Below are 16,800 nucleotides of genomic sequence, written 5' to 3'. Positions count from 1 at the left end.
CCCCGCGCAAACCCCGAAAATAGCCGCAGCCTAACGCCACGAGGAAGCCCATCCATGTCCGAAGCCGAACGCGATGTCATGGAGTACGACGTCGTCACCGTCGGTGCCGGTCCCGCGGGCCTGGCCTTCGCGATCCGCCTGAAGCAGCTGAACCCGGACATCTCGGTCTGCGTGATCGAGAAGGCCAGCACGGTCGGCGCGCAGATCCTGTCCGGCGCCGTCATCGAACCCGCGCCACTCGACGCACTGCTGCCGGGCTGGCGCGACAATCCGCCGCCCATCTGCGTGCCGGCCAGGGACGACGAATTCTGGTTCCTCAGCAAGACCGGCGGCCGCAAGGCCCCGATCGTGCCGCCCGGCATGCGCAACCACGGCAATTTCATCGTCAGCCTCGGCGCGATGTGCGCGTGGCTGGCACCGCAGGCCGAAGCATTGGGCGTGGAGATCTACCCCGGCTTTGCCGCCGCCGAGACCCTGCACGACGAGAGCGGCAAGGTCGTGGGCGTGCGCATCGGCGACATGGGCGTGGCCAAGGACGGTTCGCACAAGCCGGGCTACACCCAGGGCATCGACATCCGCGCCAAGGTCACGGTGCTGGCCGAGGGCGCGCGCGGCCACCTGACCAAACGGCTGGTCAAACGCTTCGGCCTGGACAAGGACAGCGACCCGCAGGGCTATTCGATCGGGATCAAGGAACTCTGGCAGGTGCCGGAGGGACGCGTCAGCCCCGGCAAGATCGTGCACACCATGGGCTGGCCCGCGGACGGCAAAATCTATGGCGGCAGCTTCCTGTACCACCTGGACAACAACCAGATCGCGCTGGGCTATGTCAGCGGCCTGGACTACACCGATCCCGAGTACAAGCCGTGGGAAGCCTTCCAGCAGTGGAAAAACCACCCGATGATCAAGCCCTTGCTGGAAGGCGGCAACATCCTGTCCGCCGGCGCGCGCGCGATCGTCACCGGTGGCTGGCAGTCGCTGCCGAAGGTGGAGATGCCCGGCGCACTGCTGATCGGCGACACCGCCGGCCTGCTCAACGTGCCCAAGATCAAGGGTACCCACCAAGCCATCCGCAGCGGCATGCTGGCCGCCGAACACCTGGCCGGCAACGGCCTGGAACCGGCCGGCTTCGACGCGCGCCTGCGCGCCTCGGACGCGATGAAGGAACTCAAGCAGGTCCGCAACATCAAGCCCGGCTTCAAGAAAGGCATGTGGTTCGGCCTGCTCAACGCCGCCTGGGAAACCGTGACGGCTGGACTCTCGCCGTGGACGCTCAAGGTCAAGCCGGACTGGTCTTCACTCGAGAGGATCGGCCAGCACGAGGAACCCCGTCGCGACTACGTCGAGCGGACCCTCGCGCCCCGCGACCGCCTGCAGGGCGTCTACTACGCGGCCACCGAACACGACGAGGACCAGCCGGTCCACCTGAAGGTCGCCGACACCTCGATCTGCGTCACCCGCTGCGCCGAGGAATACGACAATCCCTGCACCCGCTTCTGCCCCGCCGGCGTGTACGAAATCATCGAAGAGACCATGCCGGACGGAAGCAGCGGCAAGCGCCTGCAAATCAACGCCGCCAACTGCGTGCACTGCAAGACCTGCGACATCAAGGACCCCTACGAGATCATCACCTGGGTAACCCCGGAAGGTGGCTCGGGTCCGAATTATCAGAATCTATGATTAGCAACGTAGACAGATGTTTTCATCATCCGCCACGGGTAAGCCAGCCCGTGCATGCTCGCAACTAGGTGAGAACTTCCTGTAACCGATGAAAAAAGCCCCTTCAATTGAAGGGGCTTTTTTGCACCTGATGCTTATGCCGACCTATTTGACCAACTGCCAACCGGTTCCGTATCCACCCAAAGTGTAGCCAGAGAAAACCGAATTGCTATTGATCCACGTCACTGCATTTCGCCCAACAGTGTCATTCATGATCAAGTCAGAGCACTTGTCACCAGAGAACATGACCACGCTGGCGACCTTTAGACCAGCAGGTCGCGAAAAAGCACGAGTCTGAAAAATACCGGCACTTCTGACATAGGAGAATTCAATTCGCTGCAACGTTTCGCTGTCCCAGATGACATCGTCCGTTCCGTCGCAATTAAAATCGCCAAAGCCTGCGAGCGTCCAATCTGCACCATATCTTGCGAACGAGCGGGCCTCGTATATCTCATCCTTGGCCAGCCAGAAAATGATGTCACGCGTATCCGGCCTCTCAAGGACTAGATCCTGCCGTCCGGCCCCATCCACATTCGCTACTGCCTTTACCACATAACCGGCAGGAATCGTGTAGCTACGGCTTCCAGAAATTGCACCAGCCTTTATTTTGGTCAGTTGGATGGTTGAAGTAGCTGCATTGTGAAAAACGATATCGCTGGTGCCATCGTCATCCAAGTCACCCACCGCTGCTACGGTCCAACCAACACCGTAACCGCCAAGATCTCGTCCCTCAAAGAAACCTGATCTGTTCAACCAGAGCCGAATAGAGCGCGTCGCCTCATTCACGACCAGCAAATCACTCGCCGCGTCTTCGTCAAAATGACCGCTAGCTTTCACTGTGAATCCGGCAGGTACGCCGAAGCTGGCAAACGAGGATATATACGTTCCAACATTCAGCAAGGAAAACTGGACGGTCGATTGGGTAGGGTTAAACCACAGGACATCTGAAGACCCATTGGCATCAAAATCGTGGTGCATTCGTTCGCCAGTGAATGGTACGACTGTCTGACGGAATTGGGCTACGACCGGGATGGTCTGGTTCAAGCTCCTTGCATTGTCCGCTTCGTTCACTACACCACAAAGACCAGGATTAGTCTGTCCACAGGTGGCAATGTTCGGGTTAGAGAACAAGCGATATGGCGTCTGGTTCTGATCGCCATACGCCATGATGGTGTAGAAGTTGCCCGCAGTGCTCTTGTAACCATACGAATAAGGATAGCGCCCCGGCGTCGTAGAGTTGGCTCGATCATGCGCCGATCCGAGCAGGTGACCGACTTCGTGCACCATGCTTTCAGGCGCACAGTAGTAGCTGTTGCCATCGGTGCCGGTATCGTCGCCAAAGCTGACTACGCCATAACCCCAACGTTCGTCCTGCGCCGGATTAACCGTGGCACCATTGGCACCAATCAACCACGCAATACCACAACCTTGGTGCTCGGGCTGCTGGAAGCCGCGAATAAGCAGCGCAATGTCGGCGCCGTACTGATCACGCGCAGTGCGGATTGGCGCCAGAGCCGTCGGAATCGTCACATTGTCCTTTCCGTTGCTGCCAGTAAGCTCATGCAATGCGGTCTCGTTGGAGTTGCTGTCCGTGTATGAAACTTCCTGTGCATTCACCAGCCGTAGGTAGCCATTTACATTGCTGTTGCTGAACCCTTGGTTCGCGATCTGCAACAAATAGGTCAGCGCCGTCGTCACGCTGCCTTGAGTCAGCAGCGCTTTGTTCCGGAAACCGGCCGTATATCCCACCGCCACGTCAATGGTGTTGGCGGACGTCGGCGGCGCCGCCTGCGCAACTGCCTTTTGCGAAATCTGCGCCTTGGCCGCGAGGATCTGTCCTGCCATCGCATCGCGAAGCGTGCTCGCTTCCGGGACCGCCATGTCGTTGTGGCCGATGTTCGGCGAGCGGACCTTGGACGGATCCATCTGGACGGCATACAGGCTGCCGCCCTGGGTGCGGATGTTCAGCGGCGGCTTGCCGGCTCCTTGCGGAATGGACGCGAACACGGCCTCCTCACCGAAGGTGATGATGGCTTCCTGCATCGGATCGCCGCCTTCGACGCGGCCAACCCAGGTCCAGTTGCCATCGATGCCTTCATCGTGCCGTTCGTAGTTCAGCTTGACTTCGCTGCCATCGGGCATCGGCACGGTCATGTGGCCGGTCACCACGCCCTTCAGCGCATGGTCCTCGCTCATGGCCACCGGGTAATAGGTGAAGGCGCCTTCACGCTTCACCGGCTTGCCCTGGTTCTTGTACGCCATCAGCGCGCCGCGGTCCGGGGCGCTGGCGATCGAATGACGGATATCGCGACCGGACGGCTTCATGGCCGACCGGGCCTGTGACTTCAGCGAATCGCCTCCTGCGGAGCCATGCAGCGCAGCCATCTGGCTGTCGGACTTCTGGCCACTGCAAGCGGCCAACAAAACAACGGCGGCGCATGCGCCGAGGCGAAACTTCATGCGAACCCTCAATCTGGCTGGTGTTGCCCCTGAACGGGGAAATATACCCCAGCTCCCGGCTCCACTGCCGTGAAGCCGGATTTCACATGACGGGCGGGGCGGCTCCGTACAGGTTGCCTTAAGCCACCCCCGACCGTCTAACAGTCAGTGGGTCCGGAACGGCACGCCGGTCTTGGCTTTCAGCTCATCGACCGTGACGCCATCCGCAGTTTCGACCAGGACCAGGCCGTCCGCGGTCACGTCGAACACGGCCAGGTCGGTGATGATCCGGTTCACCACCCCCACTCCGGTCAGCGGCAGGTCGCACTGGGGCAGGATCTTGTGGCTGCCATCCTTCGCCACGTGTTCCATCAGCACGACGATGCGCTTGACCCCAGCCACCAGGTCCATGGCCCCGCCCATGCCCTTGACCATCTTGCCGGGGACCATCCAGTTGGCCAGGTCGCCGCGGTCGGTGACCTGCATGGCGCCCAGCACCGCCAGGTCGATGTGGCCGCCCCGGATCATGCCGAACGAATCGTGGCTGCCGAAGTAGCTGGCGCCGGCGCGGGCGGTGACGGTCTGCTTGCCGGCATTGATCAGGTCCGCGTCCACCTCGTCCTCGGTCGGGAAGGGGCCGATGCCGAGCAGGCCGTTCTCCGACTGCAGCCAGACATCGATGCCGGCGGGAATGTGGTTGGCGACCAGGGTCGGCAGGCCGATGCCCAAGTTCACGTAGGCGCCATCGGTCAGTTCGCGTGCGGCGCGCTGGGCCATTTCGTCACGGGTCCAGGCCATCACTTGTCTCCTTGGCGCACGGTGCGCTGTTCGATGCGCTTCTCGGGGTTCGGGTTGTGGACGATGCGATCCACGTAGATGCCCGGCAGATGGACGTGATCAGGGTCGATCTCGCCGACTTCGACCACCTGCTCCACTTCGGCCACGCAGATCCGGCCGGCCATGGCGCAGGCGGGATTGAAATTGCGCGCGGTCTTGCGGAACACCAGGTTGCCCGCCTTGTCGGCCTTCCAGGCCTTGACCAGCGACACGTCCGCCACCAGCGCGGTTTCCATCACGTACCAGTGCTCGCCGAACTGGCGGGTTTCCTTGCCCTCGGCGACCACGGTGCCGTAGCCGGTGCGGGTGAAGAACGCCGGGATGCCCGCGCCGCCGGCGCGCAGCCGCTCCGCCAGCGTGCCCTGGGGATTGAATTCCAGTTCCAGCTCACCGGCCAGGTACTGCCGCTCGAACTCCTTGTTCTCGCCGACGTAGGACGAAATCATCTTGCTGATCTGACGGGTCGCCAGCAGCTGGCCCAGGCCGAAACCGTCGACGCCGGCATTGTTGGAAATGGCGGTCAGACCTTTCACCCCGCTATCCCGCAGCGCGGCGATCAGTGCTTCCGGAATGCCGCACAGCCCGAATCCACCCACCGCCAGGGTCTGGCCATCGGCCACGATGCCGTCCAAGGCCGCGGCAGCGCTGGGGTAGAGTTTCTGCTTGCCCGTCTTGGGGGCCGCGTTCGCGGTTTCGGCCATCGGCATGATCCGTCTAGGAAATGTCCGCCATTCTACCCATGCCCCCGGAGCGCAACAGGTACTTTCGGGCAATGGCGACATTGGTGTGGCCATGCCGCCTACACTGCGCACATGACCACCATCGCCCTCGTCACCGCCATCGCGGCCACCGGCCACGATGAAGATCTGCCCCCCTTGCTGGCCGCCTGCGAGCGCGTCGGCCTTTCCGCCCGGGCGCTGGCGTGGGATGACGCCTCGGTCGGCTGGAATCGGGTCGATGCGGCCCTTCTCCGCTCCCCTTGGGACTACACCGAGCGCCTGCCCGAGTTCATGGCCTGGTGCGAGCGGACCGCGCAATCGGTGCCGCTGATCAATCCCCTGCCGGTCATCCGCTGGAATACCGACAAGCACTATCTGGCGGACCTGGCGGCGCTGGGCGTGCCGGTGGTGCCGACCGAATTCGTCGAGCCGGATGCCGAACCGATGGAGGCCTTGCAGCGCTTTCTCGCCCGGCACGATGCCGAGGAGTTCGTGGTCAAACCCGCGGTCAGCGCCGGGGCCCGCGATACGCAGCGCTACCAACGCTCGCAGGAATTCGCCGCCGGCAACCACCTGGCCCGCCTGCTGGATGCCAACCGCAGCGCCCTGCTGCAGCCGTATCTGCCGGCCGTGGACGCGGACGGGGAAACCGCGCTCATCCACATCGATGGAAGCTATAGCCATGCCATCCGCAAGGGGGCATTGCTGAAAACCGGCGACGCGGCGCCCCCGGATCCGCATGCATTCGGCGACATCCGCAGCCGCGAGCCCGCCGAGGACGAACGGCAACTGGCAAATCAGGTCCTGGCGGCGGCCAGCCGATTGCTCAAACTGGAGTCTCCCCTGCTGTACGCGCGGGTGGACCTGCTGCGCGGGGCCGATGGGGCGCCCCGCCTGCTGGAACTCGAACTGACCGAGCCTTCGCTGTTCTTCGCCCAAGCCCCTGAAGCCGCCGAACGCCTGGCGCAGGCGCTGCTGGCGCGGCTCGCGGACGGTACCGTACGGACTCGCACGGATATCGGCTGACCGCTAGAATCAGCGTTCTGCCCTCGGCCAGCCGCCGCGGCCGGGCCTCTCCGTAGCACTGAAGGAACTCCCAGAGGATGAAGATTCTCGTCGCCTACAAGCGCGTGGTGGACTACAACGTCCGCATCCAGGTCAAGCCGGACGGGTCCGGCGTGGTCACCGACGGCGTCAAGCTGTCGGCCAACCCCTTCGACGAAATCGCGCTGGAAGAAGCCCTGCGGCTGCGCGACAAAGGCATCGCCACCGAGGTCGTGGTCGCCACCATCGCGCCGGCCGACGCCCAGGCACACCTGCGCAATGGCCTGGCCATGGGCGCCAACCGCGCCGTCCACGTGGTCACCGACCAGCCGATCCAGCCGCTGACCGCCGCCCGCACCCTGCTCAAGCTGATCGAAAGGGAACAGCCGCAACTGGTCATCCTGGGCAAGCAGGCCATCGACGACGACGCCAACCAGACCGGCCAGATGCTGGCCACGCTGTGGGGCCGACCGCAGGCGACCTTTGCCTCCAAGCTGGAAATCGCCGGCGACAAGGCCACGGTGACCCGCGAGGTGGACGCCGGCCTGGAAACCCTGGAAGTCGACCTGCCGGCGGTGGTCACCACCGATCTGCGCCTCAATGAGCCGCGCTTCATCAAGCTGCCCGACATCATGAAGGCCAAGAGCAAGCCGCTGGAGACCCTGCAACTGGCCGATCTCGGCGTGCAGGCGGCCAATACCTTGAAGACCACCCACTACGCCGCGCCGGCCAAGCGCAGCAAGGGCGTGATGGTCAAGGATGCGGCCGAACTGGTCGCCGCGCTCAAGGCCAAGGGCCTGCTGTAACCCACCGTTCCCTCTTCCCCGCGGAAGAGGGTCGCGGCAGCGGCGCGACGCGGAAACGCCGGCGCGACGCCGCCAGAATTCTGGAGATTCCGCAATGTCCAAAGTCCTCGTCATCGCCGAACACCTGGACGGCAAGCTCAACAGCGCCACCGCCAAGACCGTCAGCGCCGCCCAGGCCCTGAAACCCGACAGCATCGACGTGGTGGTGCTCGCCGCCGAAGCGGCCGGCGTCGCCGCCGAAGCGGCGCAGATCGCCGGCGTGGCCCGCGTCCTGACCGTGGCCAATGCCGCCAATGCGAATGCCATCGCCCAGGTGCTCGCTCCGCAGATCGCCGCGCTCGCCACCGGCTACACCCATGTGTTCGGTCCCTCGACCACCTTCGGCAAGGATCTGATGCCCTGCGTCGCCGCGCTGCTGGGCGTGGCCCAGGTGTCGGACATCATGAGCGTCGAAGCCAGCCACGTATTCAAGCGCCCGATCTACGCCGGCAACGCCATCATCACCGTCGAGGCCCCGGCCGATCAGGCCGTCGTCGCCACCATCCGCACCGCATCCTGGCCGGAAGCCGCCAAGGGTGGCAGCGCCAGCGTGGAGGCGGTCACCGTCGACGCCGCCCTGCCCTCACACACCCGCTACATCGGCCTGGCCGCCGGCAAGTCCGACCGCCCCGACCTGCAGAGCGCCAAGCGCGTGGTCTCCGGCGGGCGCGGCGTGGGTTCGGCCGAGAACTTCAAGATCATCTACGACCTGGCCGACAAGCTGGGCGCAGCGGTCGGCGCCTCACGCGCCGCGGTCGACGCCGGCTATGTTCCGAATGAACTCCAGGTCGGCCAGACCGGCAAGATCATCGCCCCCGAGCTGTACGTGGCCGTCGGCATCTCCGGCGCCATCCAGCACCTGACCGGCATCAAGGACGCCGGCACCATCGTCGCCATCAACAAGGACGCCGAGGCACCGATTTTCGAGATCGCGGACATCGGGCTGGTGGGAGATTTGTTCAAGCTGTTGCCGGAGTTGGAAAGCGTACTCTGAGCCGTTACGAAAATCTTCGGCAGAGTTAAAGACACCCGACAGTAACGAAACACGCGGATTGAGATGAGCATCCCCTACAGGAAAATAATGGTTGTCTTCGGGACGAGACCGGAGGCGATCAAGATGGCGCCAGTTGTGTACGCCTTAAAAAAGACACCGCACATTGAAACAATTGTCGCGGTAACAGCACAGCATCGACAGATGCTGGATCAAGTAATGGAACTTTTCGATATTCGTCCAGATATCGATCTCGACGTAATGGAACCCAATCAGAGTCTGGCTGGACTGTTTTCCAAGATCCTCGTCGGCATGACTGGCGTTATCGCTCAGCACCAACCTGATCTCGTCCTGGTGCATGGTGATACAAGTACCACATTGGCGAGCGCCCTCGCCGCATTTTATAACAAGGTCGCCGTCGGACACGTCGAAGCAGGGTTAAGGACTGGCAATCTTTATGCACCCTGGCCGGAAGAAGCGAATCGCAGATTGGTCGGGCCACTTGCAGCCCTTCATTTCGCTCCTACGATCCGCTCTCGTGATAATTTGCTGAGGGAAGGAACGCCCGCAGAGCATGTCCATGTTACCGGCAATACCGTTATCGATGCGCTCCTGCATGTGGCAGACAAGCTAAGAGACAACATGCCTCTAACCAGAACCATGGCTGAACGCTTTCCATTTCTGAATCCGGCGAAGCGATTGGTCTTGGTAACAGGGCATCGACGAGAGAACTTTGGGGACGGTTTCGAAAACATCTGCCATGCTCTCCGAGCACTTGCGTCCCGTGGCGATACCCAGATCGTCTATCCGATGCATTTGAATCCCAACGTTAGGGAACCTGTCAATCGCCTTCTGTCAGGCGTTCCGGATGTCGCTCTCATTGAACCGCAAGACTATTTACCCTTCGTCTACCTAATGACGAAAGCACATCTCATCATCACCGACTCGGGCGGCGTCCAAGAAGAAGCACCATCGCTGGGCAAGCCTGTATTAGTCATGCGGGAGACAACTGAGCGGCCGGAAGCCATTGATGCCGGTACAGTACGCTTGGTAGGCACGTCCAGAGCCAAGATTCTCTCCGAATCTGAAGCCTTACTAGATAATAACAACAGCTACCAGGCAATGGCGCGCGCACACAATCCTTATGGGGATGGTCAAGCTTCCTACCGTATTGCCCGACTAATCAGTGGCGAGTCAAGCAACTCCGGGAATTGACCGACTGTTTGGTTCTGGAGGTGCCTAGCGCACCTCCCCCTTACTGCTCACTGAAATCATATCCAAGCCAGCCTCAACGCCGACCGGTTTCTTTATCTCCGGGAGCTCATATTCCAGCTCACAGACTTGTGCCAATCCGATCCAGACGCCTAGCGATTTTCCAACAGGACAACCAGGCGTAGTCCCCAAGTCTGCGGGCTCGTATACCAACCGCTGTATTCCTAACGTCTCGCGCAAATGATATAGCGCAGAGAACGCAACGAAGACGGGTGCCCTGACTTGAATTGTTCGATTCCTAGACATTGAGCCCACAATCTGACGGTCGACCGCATATCCCTGAAGTACAGCATAGTTCTTTGCGTATCCCGCGGCACCAATCATCACCAAGACGGCATTGCATGCCAGAAGGATAAGCGAAATGACGCCTAACCGACGCGCCAAGAGGAAATCACTGGATAACGCGAACAACATAAGCAAGAGTAGGCCGACGTACAAGAAAGGAACATAGCGTGCCCACCACGCAGCCGGGTGGATAAGTACGCACAGCAGAAGAAATAGCCCCGCCCCCAGGAGCATCATTCCTTCTCGCGTGATACTCCTGCGTCGCACGCCGACAATGATCGCGAGGGCCACCGCGGCCAAACCAACTAGAAGCGCGAGTGAGTACCAAGGTCCAAAGCCCCCATGACGGGTATCCGGCGAACCTGCTGCCACAACCTCACCCGGATACAGACGTCCCGGCACCTTGCTGCCGGGGTAGTCAAGACCATTGGACGTTCTTGCAATAAGGGATCGAGTGAGCGCCACTAGCGATGTACGCTGTGCGACATCCTCCTCAACCTGCCCTTGCAGGACGCGATTGCTTCCGGTTACCGGATAGCCGACATTCAAGCCCGACACCAGATGATTTAGATAAGGATGGGACAAAACCACGGCTCCCAGCAACGCCCAAGCAGCTATCTGACGTACGTCTGGACGCCGAACAAGAAGAAAGGGAACCGTGAACAACGCAGCGTACAACGCGCCGGTGAACTTAACTCCGGCCAAGATAATAAAACTACTCCAAATAATTACGTTTATCTCAACACGCCTTTCCTTATCGAGGATACCAAGGACGATGAGCGCTGAAACGATGTATGTAACTCCGTCCACATAATTAGTGACAATCTGGACCAGCCATGGCGGACACGCCACCAGCAAGATTGCAATCAACTCTCGTAACACTCGAGACATCGGATACTGAAGCAGCATCTGACGAGAGTAGAAATACAAGGCCATCGCGACAACCAGCCCCAGCGACTTCCCGCTTTCCCAGCCAAATCCAAGATCCATGAGAGCAGCCGCATACAACCAGGACAGGTTTGGATAGTGGCTGACCCAGAGCGAGTTTTCGTTGTTTTGCCAAACAATCGCGCTGTAGTGGAGTTCACTCCTCGTTTTTATCCAATCAGAGAACTCGGGGAATAGCCATGGATTCCATCCATCATGAAGCGCGATGATGGCCGGCTTGTGATACATATTTCCGTCCCAAGTCGCATCCGGGATGGCTCCTGCGACGAGAGAAGCGCCAACAACACAGAAAATCGCCAACAACAGTATTCTTCGCTGCCCTTCCCCACTTAGAAGAACAAAAGGTGCCAGCAGTAACAGCAACAAATACGGGGCGAGTTGGAACCCTCCCAGGTAGACAGTAGCGGCCTTTACCGCGACCATTCCTATCACCATGCACAACAATGTTGCTGCGAACCGCCCTCCATCAAATCTATTTTTTCCGATTACTTCGCTTTCCATATTCCGACCGCTCGCCTCAGCCATCGCAACCATGTCTAACCACCCTTTGCGACAAAAATAACTCCAGCGCAGATTAGCAAAACACCAGCGAGCTTCATGAAACTAATGGGCTCCCTAAAAAAGAAATACGCACCAGCAACAACCACTACATATCCGATGCTGACGAACGGATAGGCATAACTTACTTCCACCTTCGACAGCACATACATCCACGGCAGAATGCTAATCACATAACAAGACAAGCCTGCGAAGACCCAAGGCTCAAGCACGGCTCTCACCACCCCCGTTAGGATTGAAATGGCTTGTGAGCTTTCGAGCGCCGTCTCGCTCATTCCTTTCCTCAGCATCAGCTGCGCGCCAGCACTGAGTAACACTGAAAACAATATCAAGGGAATATATTTGATATTCATCGAAGTCCTCCGGTGCGCTGCGGCGCACTCACATGTGCTCACCAGGCGACTGTAGCGGCAAAAACAACTACAAGCGTCGCTCCCCCAACAATACGGCTCGCAACATCACCAACAGCAAATACGATGGGATCGTCATGCATCCCACCTCTTCCTGCGATGAACCACATTCGGCTGATCCAGTAAAGGAACAGCGGGCATAAAGCCCATAGTAGCTTTGGGGAGGCGTACAGCTCCAAGCTTTCAGGGCTATTGATGTACATCGCCAAGACCAGGACCGCCAGATAGCCTGCGGCAGCCCCTAGAGAACCAATAATCCCAAGGTCCGACGCCTGATAGTCCCTCCCAGCGATCCTGCTCCGCCCGTCTTGAATGAGTGCCTCGAGCTCCGCGTAACGCTTGACCAGTGCAAGACTCAGGAAGATAAACATAGAAAACGCCAGCAGCCAGAACGAAAGCTCGCTACCGATTGCCGCTGCTCCAGCCACTATTCTGACCGTGTAGAGTCCCGCAAGTAGAACGACATCAATCACCGCCATCCGCTTAAGCTTCAACGAATAGGCCAAGGTCAATACATAATAGGTACCCAAGACGGCTACGAAGCCTCTGGAAACCAAAAGCGAGATCCCTAAGCCGCATGCGCCAAGTAGGATAGCCCCCGTCATGCCGGCGGGGATGGATAGGCCTGCTGATGCAAATGGGCGATGGCGCTTGCGCTTGTGCTTTCTATCAACCTGTATATCTAGCAAATCGTTGACTACATAAACACTGGAAGCACAAAGGCCGAATCCGAGAAAAGCAAGCAATGCATCACCAACTGCCTGTATCTCCATGAAGCGATGCGATGCTATCAACGGCACGAAAATCAATATGTTTTTCAACCATTGATGCAAACGAATCGCTTTCAACCATCCCTTGAACACGGGATGCTGACGTGGAAGATGCCCCAGCAAATCGCATTGCGACCGTGCTATCGCCACCACCGCCTTGCCCGCATTCACTACCCATGCTCCGCGCGCTGAACTCCATACCGAGCGATCTATAGGAGCATTGCCCGCGTAGTCATATCCGCGTTCACCGAATATCTCGACCAATGCCAAGGCCTTCTTCCGCCCTGCAAGATTAGTCCGACCATCGCTGGCAAGAATCAATTCAAACAATCCGAGATGTTCTGCAATCGGCTCTACCAGCAATCGATCTGACGCTGTACACAGTACACGCGTCCTTCCTTCAGCATTTCTCAACATTTCAACTACCCTTTGATCATAGGGCAGCGTTGTCACATCAAGCTCAACCTGATCCGCGATCTTGCGCTTGAAAGCAGCCTTTCCAGCGAACAACCAAAAGGGCATGACAAAGATCAAGAACGGATTCTTGGCCAGTAGAGCTAACACTGATTCCAGCAACAAATCGGACTTCAACAGCGTGCCATCTAAGTCGATACAGAGCGCCGGAGACCTCCTGTTGGCACTACTCCCCCCCACGTCAAAGCAGTCAATTTCAACCTTCAAAGCAGGCTCTCCGCACTATTACTTACAGGAAAACAGTCGACATCAGGCAATCAGAGTGGTGCGTCAACAAGCAAGTCTGAGCGCGCGCTCCACTTCTTCCCGAAGTACCCAGAGTTACGTGCAAAAATTGCCTTGTATGCATCGCTCTGCCCAGACGCCCCTGTTGTCTGATGGGCCTGGTGCCGAACTCCTTGAAGGTCACGATAGCCAATGGAATATCCAGCGGCCTTTATCGCCACGGTAAAATCGGTATCCTCAAAGCAGGTCGGATCGTAGAACTCATCAAACCCGCCCACCTGGTGAAATACCTCCCGCCGGAGAAAGAGCCCCCCCGAGCCCAAGTAGCCGATATCCGTTCGATAACCTTTCTCTCTGTACTCCGCGACATTAGTACCGCGTGCGGGTAGATAATCGACAATAGGTCCACCGAAATTCTCATTATTTGCCGAGAACCATCCAGCTGCCCATCCGATCGCGCCAAGCCTGGAGTTGGAGCGGAGCAGAAACAGGGCTTCCTCGAATGCACCACGTCCAGTTATCCACTGATCGGAATCGAAGAACGCAAGGTAGTCACCGGTTGCACTGGCCACTCCCAGATTCCTGCCGGAGCTGCATCCGTTGCGCTTGTTCCTGATCAATTTCACTTCAGGATACTCAGCTTCGACCAATTCATCACCGCCATCTGAGCTGCAGTTGTCGACTACTATGATCTCCCTAATGTACTCAGCTCCGTGCATCTTCAGACTATCCAAGCATCTGCGAATAATCTTTGCATTGTTATGCATGAGCACGATGACACTGACAACTCTTCCGAACTGAAGAGGCGGAATAATCCTGTCAAGCCTCGCTGACCAACAATTTTCCATAACGAACCTATCGACGACTTCCGCTTCTTGCGCCCTAAGTTCCTCACCACACAGCTCCGCAAAGTGCTCCGGATTCTTGGCAATCCACACATTCGGATACTCCCTAATTTCGGGAAGATCGTTGGCGACGACATTGATTCCCATCGCGAGATACTCAAATATCTTAATGGGAGAAACAGCGTCGGAAATATGCCCAGGCTTGAACGGGAGTATTGCAGCGTGGCAATGCTGTAGATACTTAGGAAGCTCGTCTATCAGGCGAGGTCCGAGGAAGACAACATTGTCCTCAACACTGATGCAATTCGGGATGTCACCTATGAGATAAAAGCGCGCGTCCGGGGATCGCCTGGCCGCGGCGTTGACGCTATCCCAATCAAACCACTCGCCGTAAAGAGAACCAAAATACAGGAGCGCGCGATGTCCATCGCTGTACTCGCTCGGTCGAGGATACTGACGATAGCCATCAAAAACAGCTTCGTTGGCGGCATTCGGAAGATACATGGCGTCGCCTCGCCCTCTGGACACTAGGCTCTGCTCAAGTACCTTGGCGGTCCCGACAACAACATTGCTCCTGTCGATGTATTGCTGCATAACGTCTTCTGAGAACCAGTCGCCTCCCAACGAAGAATTCCATGCGTCTATCAGTTCGAAGACGGTCTTGGCTCCAACCCGGATGCAGTTCTCCAGGTAAGGGAGGAACGCCTTATGCGGCAGCTCAAAGATTGCAACATCGCCCCGCTGTATATCCGCCTTAACTTCCTCTGCACCGGTAGCGTTTACGTAGAGATGAGTCAAGCCTGGAACAGACAGCCTGCTCTCGGCCGGCCCGCCGTTTTCCCATTTTGGATAAGCATAGACATAGGTGACAACTTCACCACGCTCGAGAAGCACCCGAGCGAACTGTGCAGCCCGCTGTCCGCCGCCGATATCGTCGTAAGGCACTCCCGTAAATATGAAGATTCGACGCCCCCGCCGCTCTCGCTCAGTTTTCCAATGGTTCTTTCGGATTACGTCGGTGAGTTGAGCATTTAGCTCACCTAGCCGCTGTACCAATAAAGGTGTATTCGTGAGAGCATTCACCATCCCTTGGTCCGTACCTCTCATTCCTGCCACGAATCGTCGCATTGGAGCAGTCAGGCGCCAAGACCTGCTTGCAAGAACCGAATCCAGATCAGACTCAGTTTTAGCTAATCTGACCAGAAGACTATCCGCGACATCCGAGAGCTTCTTTGCAATAGCCACGAGTTCATCTTCGTCTTTCAAGATTAGTGGGGATTTCCCATGTTCGTTCATTAACTGGTCTTCACTATTGGCAGCCTGAGCATACTCATTTTTCTTGGCTATGTGCTCGAAGTACTCCACTCGCCGCCTCGTTTCAGACAACAGTGTTTCGGCATCGGAAAGCCGCATTCGCACCGTTTCAAACTCTTCTTGAACCTGCGTCGCCTGCGCCCTCAAGGACAAAATCTCAGCTTGAAGGAGGGCGTTGTCTGCCCGCAGTTGGTCCTTTTCCCCATTGGCTGAAGCCAGAGCTTCGCAAAGCGACGCATTCTCAATCAAGAGATTGTCTCGTTCTTCTATCCGAGTCATGGCGCTACGCTGCTCCAGTGTCACCCGCCCCTCCAGCTCGGCGATATGAATAAGCGCCTCATTCAATCGAGTCTGAGCGACAAGACCATCTGCCCCCAAATTATCTATTCGGGCGCGCAGATCGCCGAGCACAGAGGACTCTTCTCTCATCTGAACCGCTTCGTTCGAATCGAGTTTTACATCATCAAGCATCAATCTCCTGATGAGTGGATCATGGTTTCGAAGGAATATCAGAAAAACTTGAGTACCGGCCCACTCGGTTTCCGGCAAATTTGCCGCATCAATGACTGCTGAGTAGCAAAGACGGAACTCGCCGTGGCTTAGTGGAATATTGCTGGCGAGAAAAGTGTAGTGATGCTCTGCAATGCGGTTCACTTCCTTGTATGGAAGAAGAAACACCAATCCTCTACGAGTTCGCCTAGCTAGCTCGTCGACAATCCTCCACGGCTCGTGGAAATGCTCTAGAGTGTTGGACGAGAATATGAAGTCCCAATTCGCAACATCCATTTCACCTTGAACGAAATCGGCCGAGAAGAACTTGATGGTTGGATAAGTCAGCAGAGCTTGGTCGATGGCCTCATTGGAAAAGTCACAGCCCGATATCTGAGCACCCGGCAATGCTTGAGCCAAGTACTCCGTGCCATCTCCGAGCGCGCATCCCCAATCAAGGACTTCCGCACCTGCATTCATTTCCATCTTCAGCCATTCCGGAAAGGCACGCAGAGCGATTCCGGAAAAGAACCGGCTTTGGCGGCGGCCATGGTTCTCCTCCCAATCATCCTTAAAGCGACCGTCCCAGTAGTCTTTGCTGTTCATCTCGCTCATA

12 protein-coding genes are annotated in these 16,800 nt (G+C 58.1%); 5 read left to right on the top strand and 7 right to left on the bottom strand.

Features of this window, described 5'->3' with window-relative positions:
* Positions 1-54 precede the first annotated feature (54 nt).
* A complete protein-coding gene (locus AC3DE2_RS12295; RefSeq protein WP_488426407.1) occupies positions 55-1,680 on the top strand; it encodes an electron transfer flavoprotein-ubiquinone oxidoreductase in 1,626 nt (541 codons plus the stop codon).
* Between the two features lie 144 nt (positions 1,681-1,824).
* On the opposite strand, the gene AC3DE2_RS12290 is transcribed toward AC3DE2_RS12295, so the two are convergent.
* The 3 genes from AC3DE2_RS12290 to AC3DE2_RS12280 all read right to left on the bottom strand — a co-directional run bounded on the left by AC3DE2_RS12290 (position 1,825) and on the right by AC3DE2_RS12280 (position 5,696).
* Positions 1,825-4,179 carry a reprolysin-like metallopeptidase gene (locus tag AC3DE2_RS12290; protein WP_488426406.1) on the bottom strand — a complete coding sequence of 785 codons (2,355 nt, stop codon included), beginning with the start codon at positions 4,177-4,179 and terminating at the stop codon, positions 1,825-1,827.
* A gap of 144 nt (positions 4,180-4,323) precedes the next feature.
* Positions 4,324-4,956 carry a CoA transferase subunit B gene (locus AC3DE2_RS12285; RefSeq protein WP_488426404.1) on the bottom strand — a complete coding sequence of 211 codons (633 nt, stop codon included), beginning with the start codon at positions 4,954-4,956 and terminating at the stop codon, positions 4,324-4,326.
* Positions 4,956-5,696 (bottom strand): CoA transferase subunit A, encoded by a 741-nt coding sequence (locus tag AC3DE2_RS12280; protein ID WP_488426403.1) that lies wholly within the window; start codon positions 5,694-5,696, stop codon positions 4,956-4,958. The genes AC3DE2_RS12285 and AC3DE2_RS12280 overlap by 1 nt, the downstream gene beginning before the upstream one ends.
* Before the next feature lie 111 nt (positions 5,697-5,807).
* On the opposite strand from AC3DE2_RS12280, the gene AC3DE2_RS12275 reads away from it, so the two are divergent.
* The 4 genes from AC3DE2_RS12275 to wecB all read left to right on the top strand — a co-directional run bounded on the left by AC3DE2_RS12275 (position 5,808) and on the right by wecB (position 9,809).
* Positions 5,808-6,740, top strand: a complete 933-nt coding sequence (locus AC3DE2_RS12275; RefSeq protein ID WP_488426402.1) for an ATP-grasp domain-containing protein — start codon at positions 5,808-5,810, stop codon at positions 6,738-6,740.
* A gap of 77 nt (positions 6,741-6,817) precedes the next feature.
* Positions 6,818-7,564, top strand: a complete 747-nt coding sequence (locus tag AC3DE2_RS12270) for an electron transfer flavoprotein subunit beta/FixA family protein (RefSeq protein WP_488426401.1) — start codon at positions 6,818-6,820, stop codon at positions 7,562-7,564.
* Positions 7,565-7,658: 94 nt separating this feature from the next.
* Positions 7,659-8,597, top strand: coding sequence for an electron transfer flavoprotein subunit alpha/FixB family protein (locus AC3DE2_RS12265; RefSeq protein ID WP_488426400.1), 939 nt, complete (start codon positions 7,659-7,661; stop codon positions 8,595-8,597).
* 63 nt (positions 8,598-8,660) lie between these two features.
* Complete coding sequence (gene wecB / locus AC3DE2_RS12260; protein WP_488426399.1) at positions 8,661-9,809, top strand: non-hydrolyzing UDP-N-acetylglucosamine 2-epimerase; 1,149 nt, start codon at positions 8,661-8,663, stop codon at positions 9,807-9,809.
* A 24-nt stretch (positions 9,810-9,833) separates the two neighbouring features.
* Here the strand turns inward: wecB and AC3DE2_RS12255 are convergent, their stop codons facing one another.
* The 4 genes from AC3DE2_RS12255 to AC3DE2_RS12240 form a co-directional block, all read right to left on the bottom strand.
* Complete coding sequence (locus tag AC3DE2_RS12255) at positions 9,834-11,633, bottom strand: hypothetical protein (RefSeq protein WP_488426398.1); 1,800 nt, start codon at positions 11,631-11,633, stop codon at positions 9,834-9,836.
* A gap of 2 nt (positions 11,634-11,635) precedes the next feature.
* A complete protein-coding gene (locus AC3DE2_RS12250) occupies positions 11,636-12,010 on the bottom strand; it encodes an EamA family transporter (RefSeq protein WP_488426396.1) in 375 nt (124 codons plus the stop codon).
* Between the two features lie 38 nt (positions 12,011-12,048).
* Entirely contained in the window at positions 12,049-13,491 is a 1,443-nt protein-coding gene (locus AC3DE2_RS12245) for a UbiA family prenyltransferase (protein WP_488426509.1), read from the bottom strand.
* 77 nt (positions 13,492-13,568) lie between these two features.
* A complete protein-coding gene (locus tag AC3DE2_RS12240; RefSeq protein WP_488426395.1) occupies positions 13,569-16,799 on the bottom strand; it encodes a glycosyltransferase in 3,231 nt (1,076 codons plus the stop codon).
* Position 16,800 lies beyond the last annotated feature (1 nt).

It is taken from the genome of Pseudoxanthomonas sp. 68-E7 (assembly GCF_057773145.1).
Note: the sequence above shows the minus strand (reverse complement) of the source record. Positions and strands in the feature narration are given on the sequence as shown.

Excerpts from the sequence above, each read along its gene's own strand:
- AC3DE2_RS12255 (WP_488426398.1), bottom strand. The coding sequence starts at position 11,633 with ATGGTTGCGATGGCTGAGGCGAGCGGTCGGAATATGGAAAGCGAAGTA.
- AC3DE2_RS12290 (WP_488426406.1), bottom strand. The coding sequence starts at position 4,179 with ATGAAGTTTCGCCTCGGCGCATGCGCCGCCGTTGTTTTGTTGGCCGCT.
- AC3DE2_RS12270 (WP_488426401.1), top strand. The coding sequence starts at position 6,818 with ATGAAGATTCTCGTCGCCTACAAGCGCGTGGTGGACTACAACGTCCGC.
- AC3DE2_RS12295 (WP_488426407.1), top strand. The coding sequence starts at position 55 with ATGTCCGAAGCCGAACGCGATGTCATGGAGTACGACGTCGTCACCGTC.
- AC3DE2_RS12275 (WP_488426402.1), top strand. The coding sequence starts at position 5,808 with ATGACCACCATCGCCCTCGTCACCGCCATCGCGGCCACCGGCCACGAT.
- AC3DE2_RS12285 (WP_488426404.1), bottom strand. The coding sequence starts at position 4,956 with ATGGCCTGGACCCGTGACGAAATGGCCCAGCGCGCCGCACGCGAACTG.
- wecB (WP_488426399.1), top strand. The coding sequence starts at position 8,661 with ATGAGCATCCCCTACAGGAAAATAATGGTTGTCTTCGGGACGAGACCG.
- AC3DE2_RS12240 (WP_488426395.1), bottom strand. The coding sequence starts at position 16,799 with ATGAGCGAGATGAACAGCAAAGACTACTGGGACGGTCGCTTTAAGGAT.
- AC3DE2_RS12265 (WP_488426400.1), top strand. The coding sequence starts at position 7,659 with ATGTCCAAAGTCCTCGTCATCGCCGAACACCTGGACGGCAAGCTCAAC.
- AC3DE2_RS12280 (WP_488426403.1), bottom strand. The coding sequence starts at position 5,696 with ATGGCCGAAACCGCGAACGCGGCCCCCAAGACGGGCAAGCAGAAACTC.
- AC3DE2_RS12250 (WP_488426396.1), bottom strand. The coding sequence starts at position 12,010 with ATGAATATCAAATATATTCCCTTGATATTGTTTTCAGTGTTACTCAGT.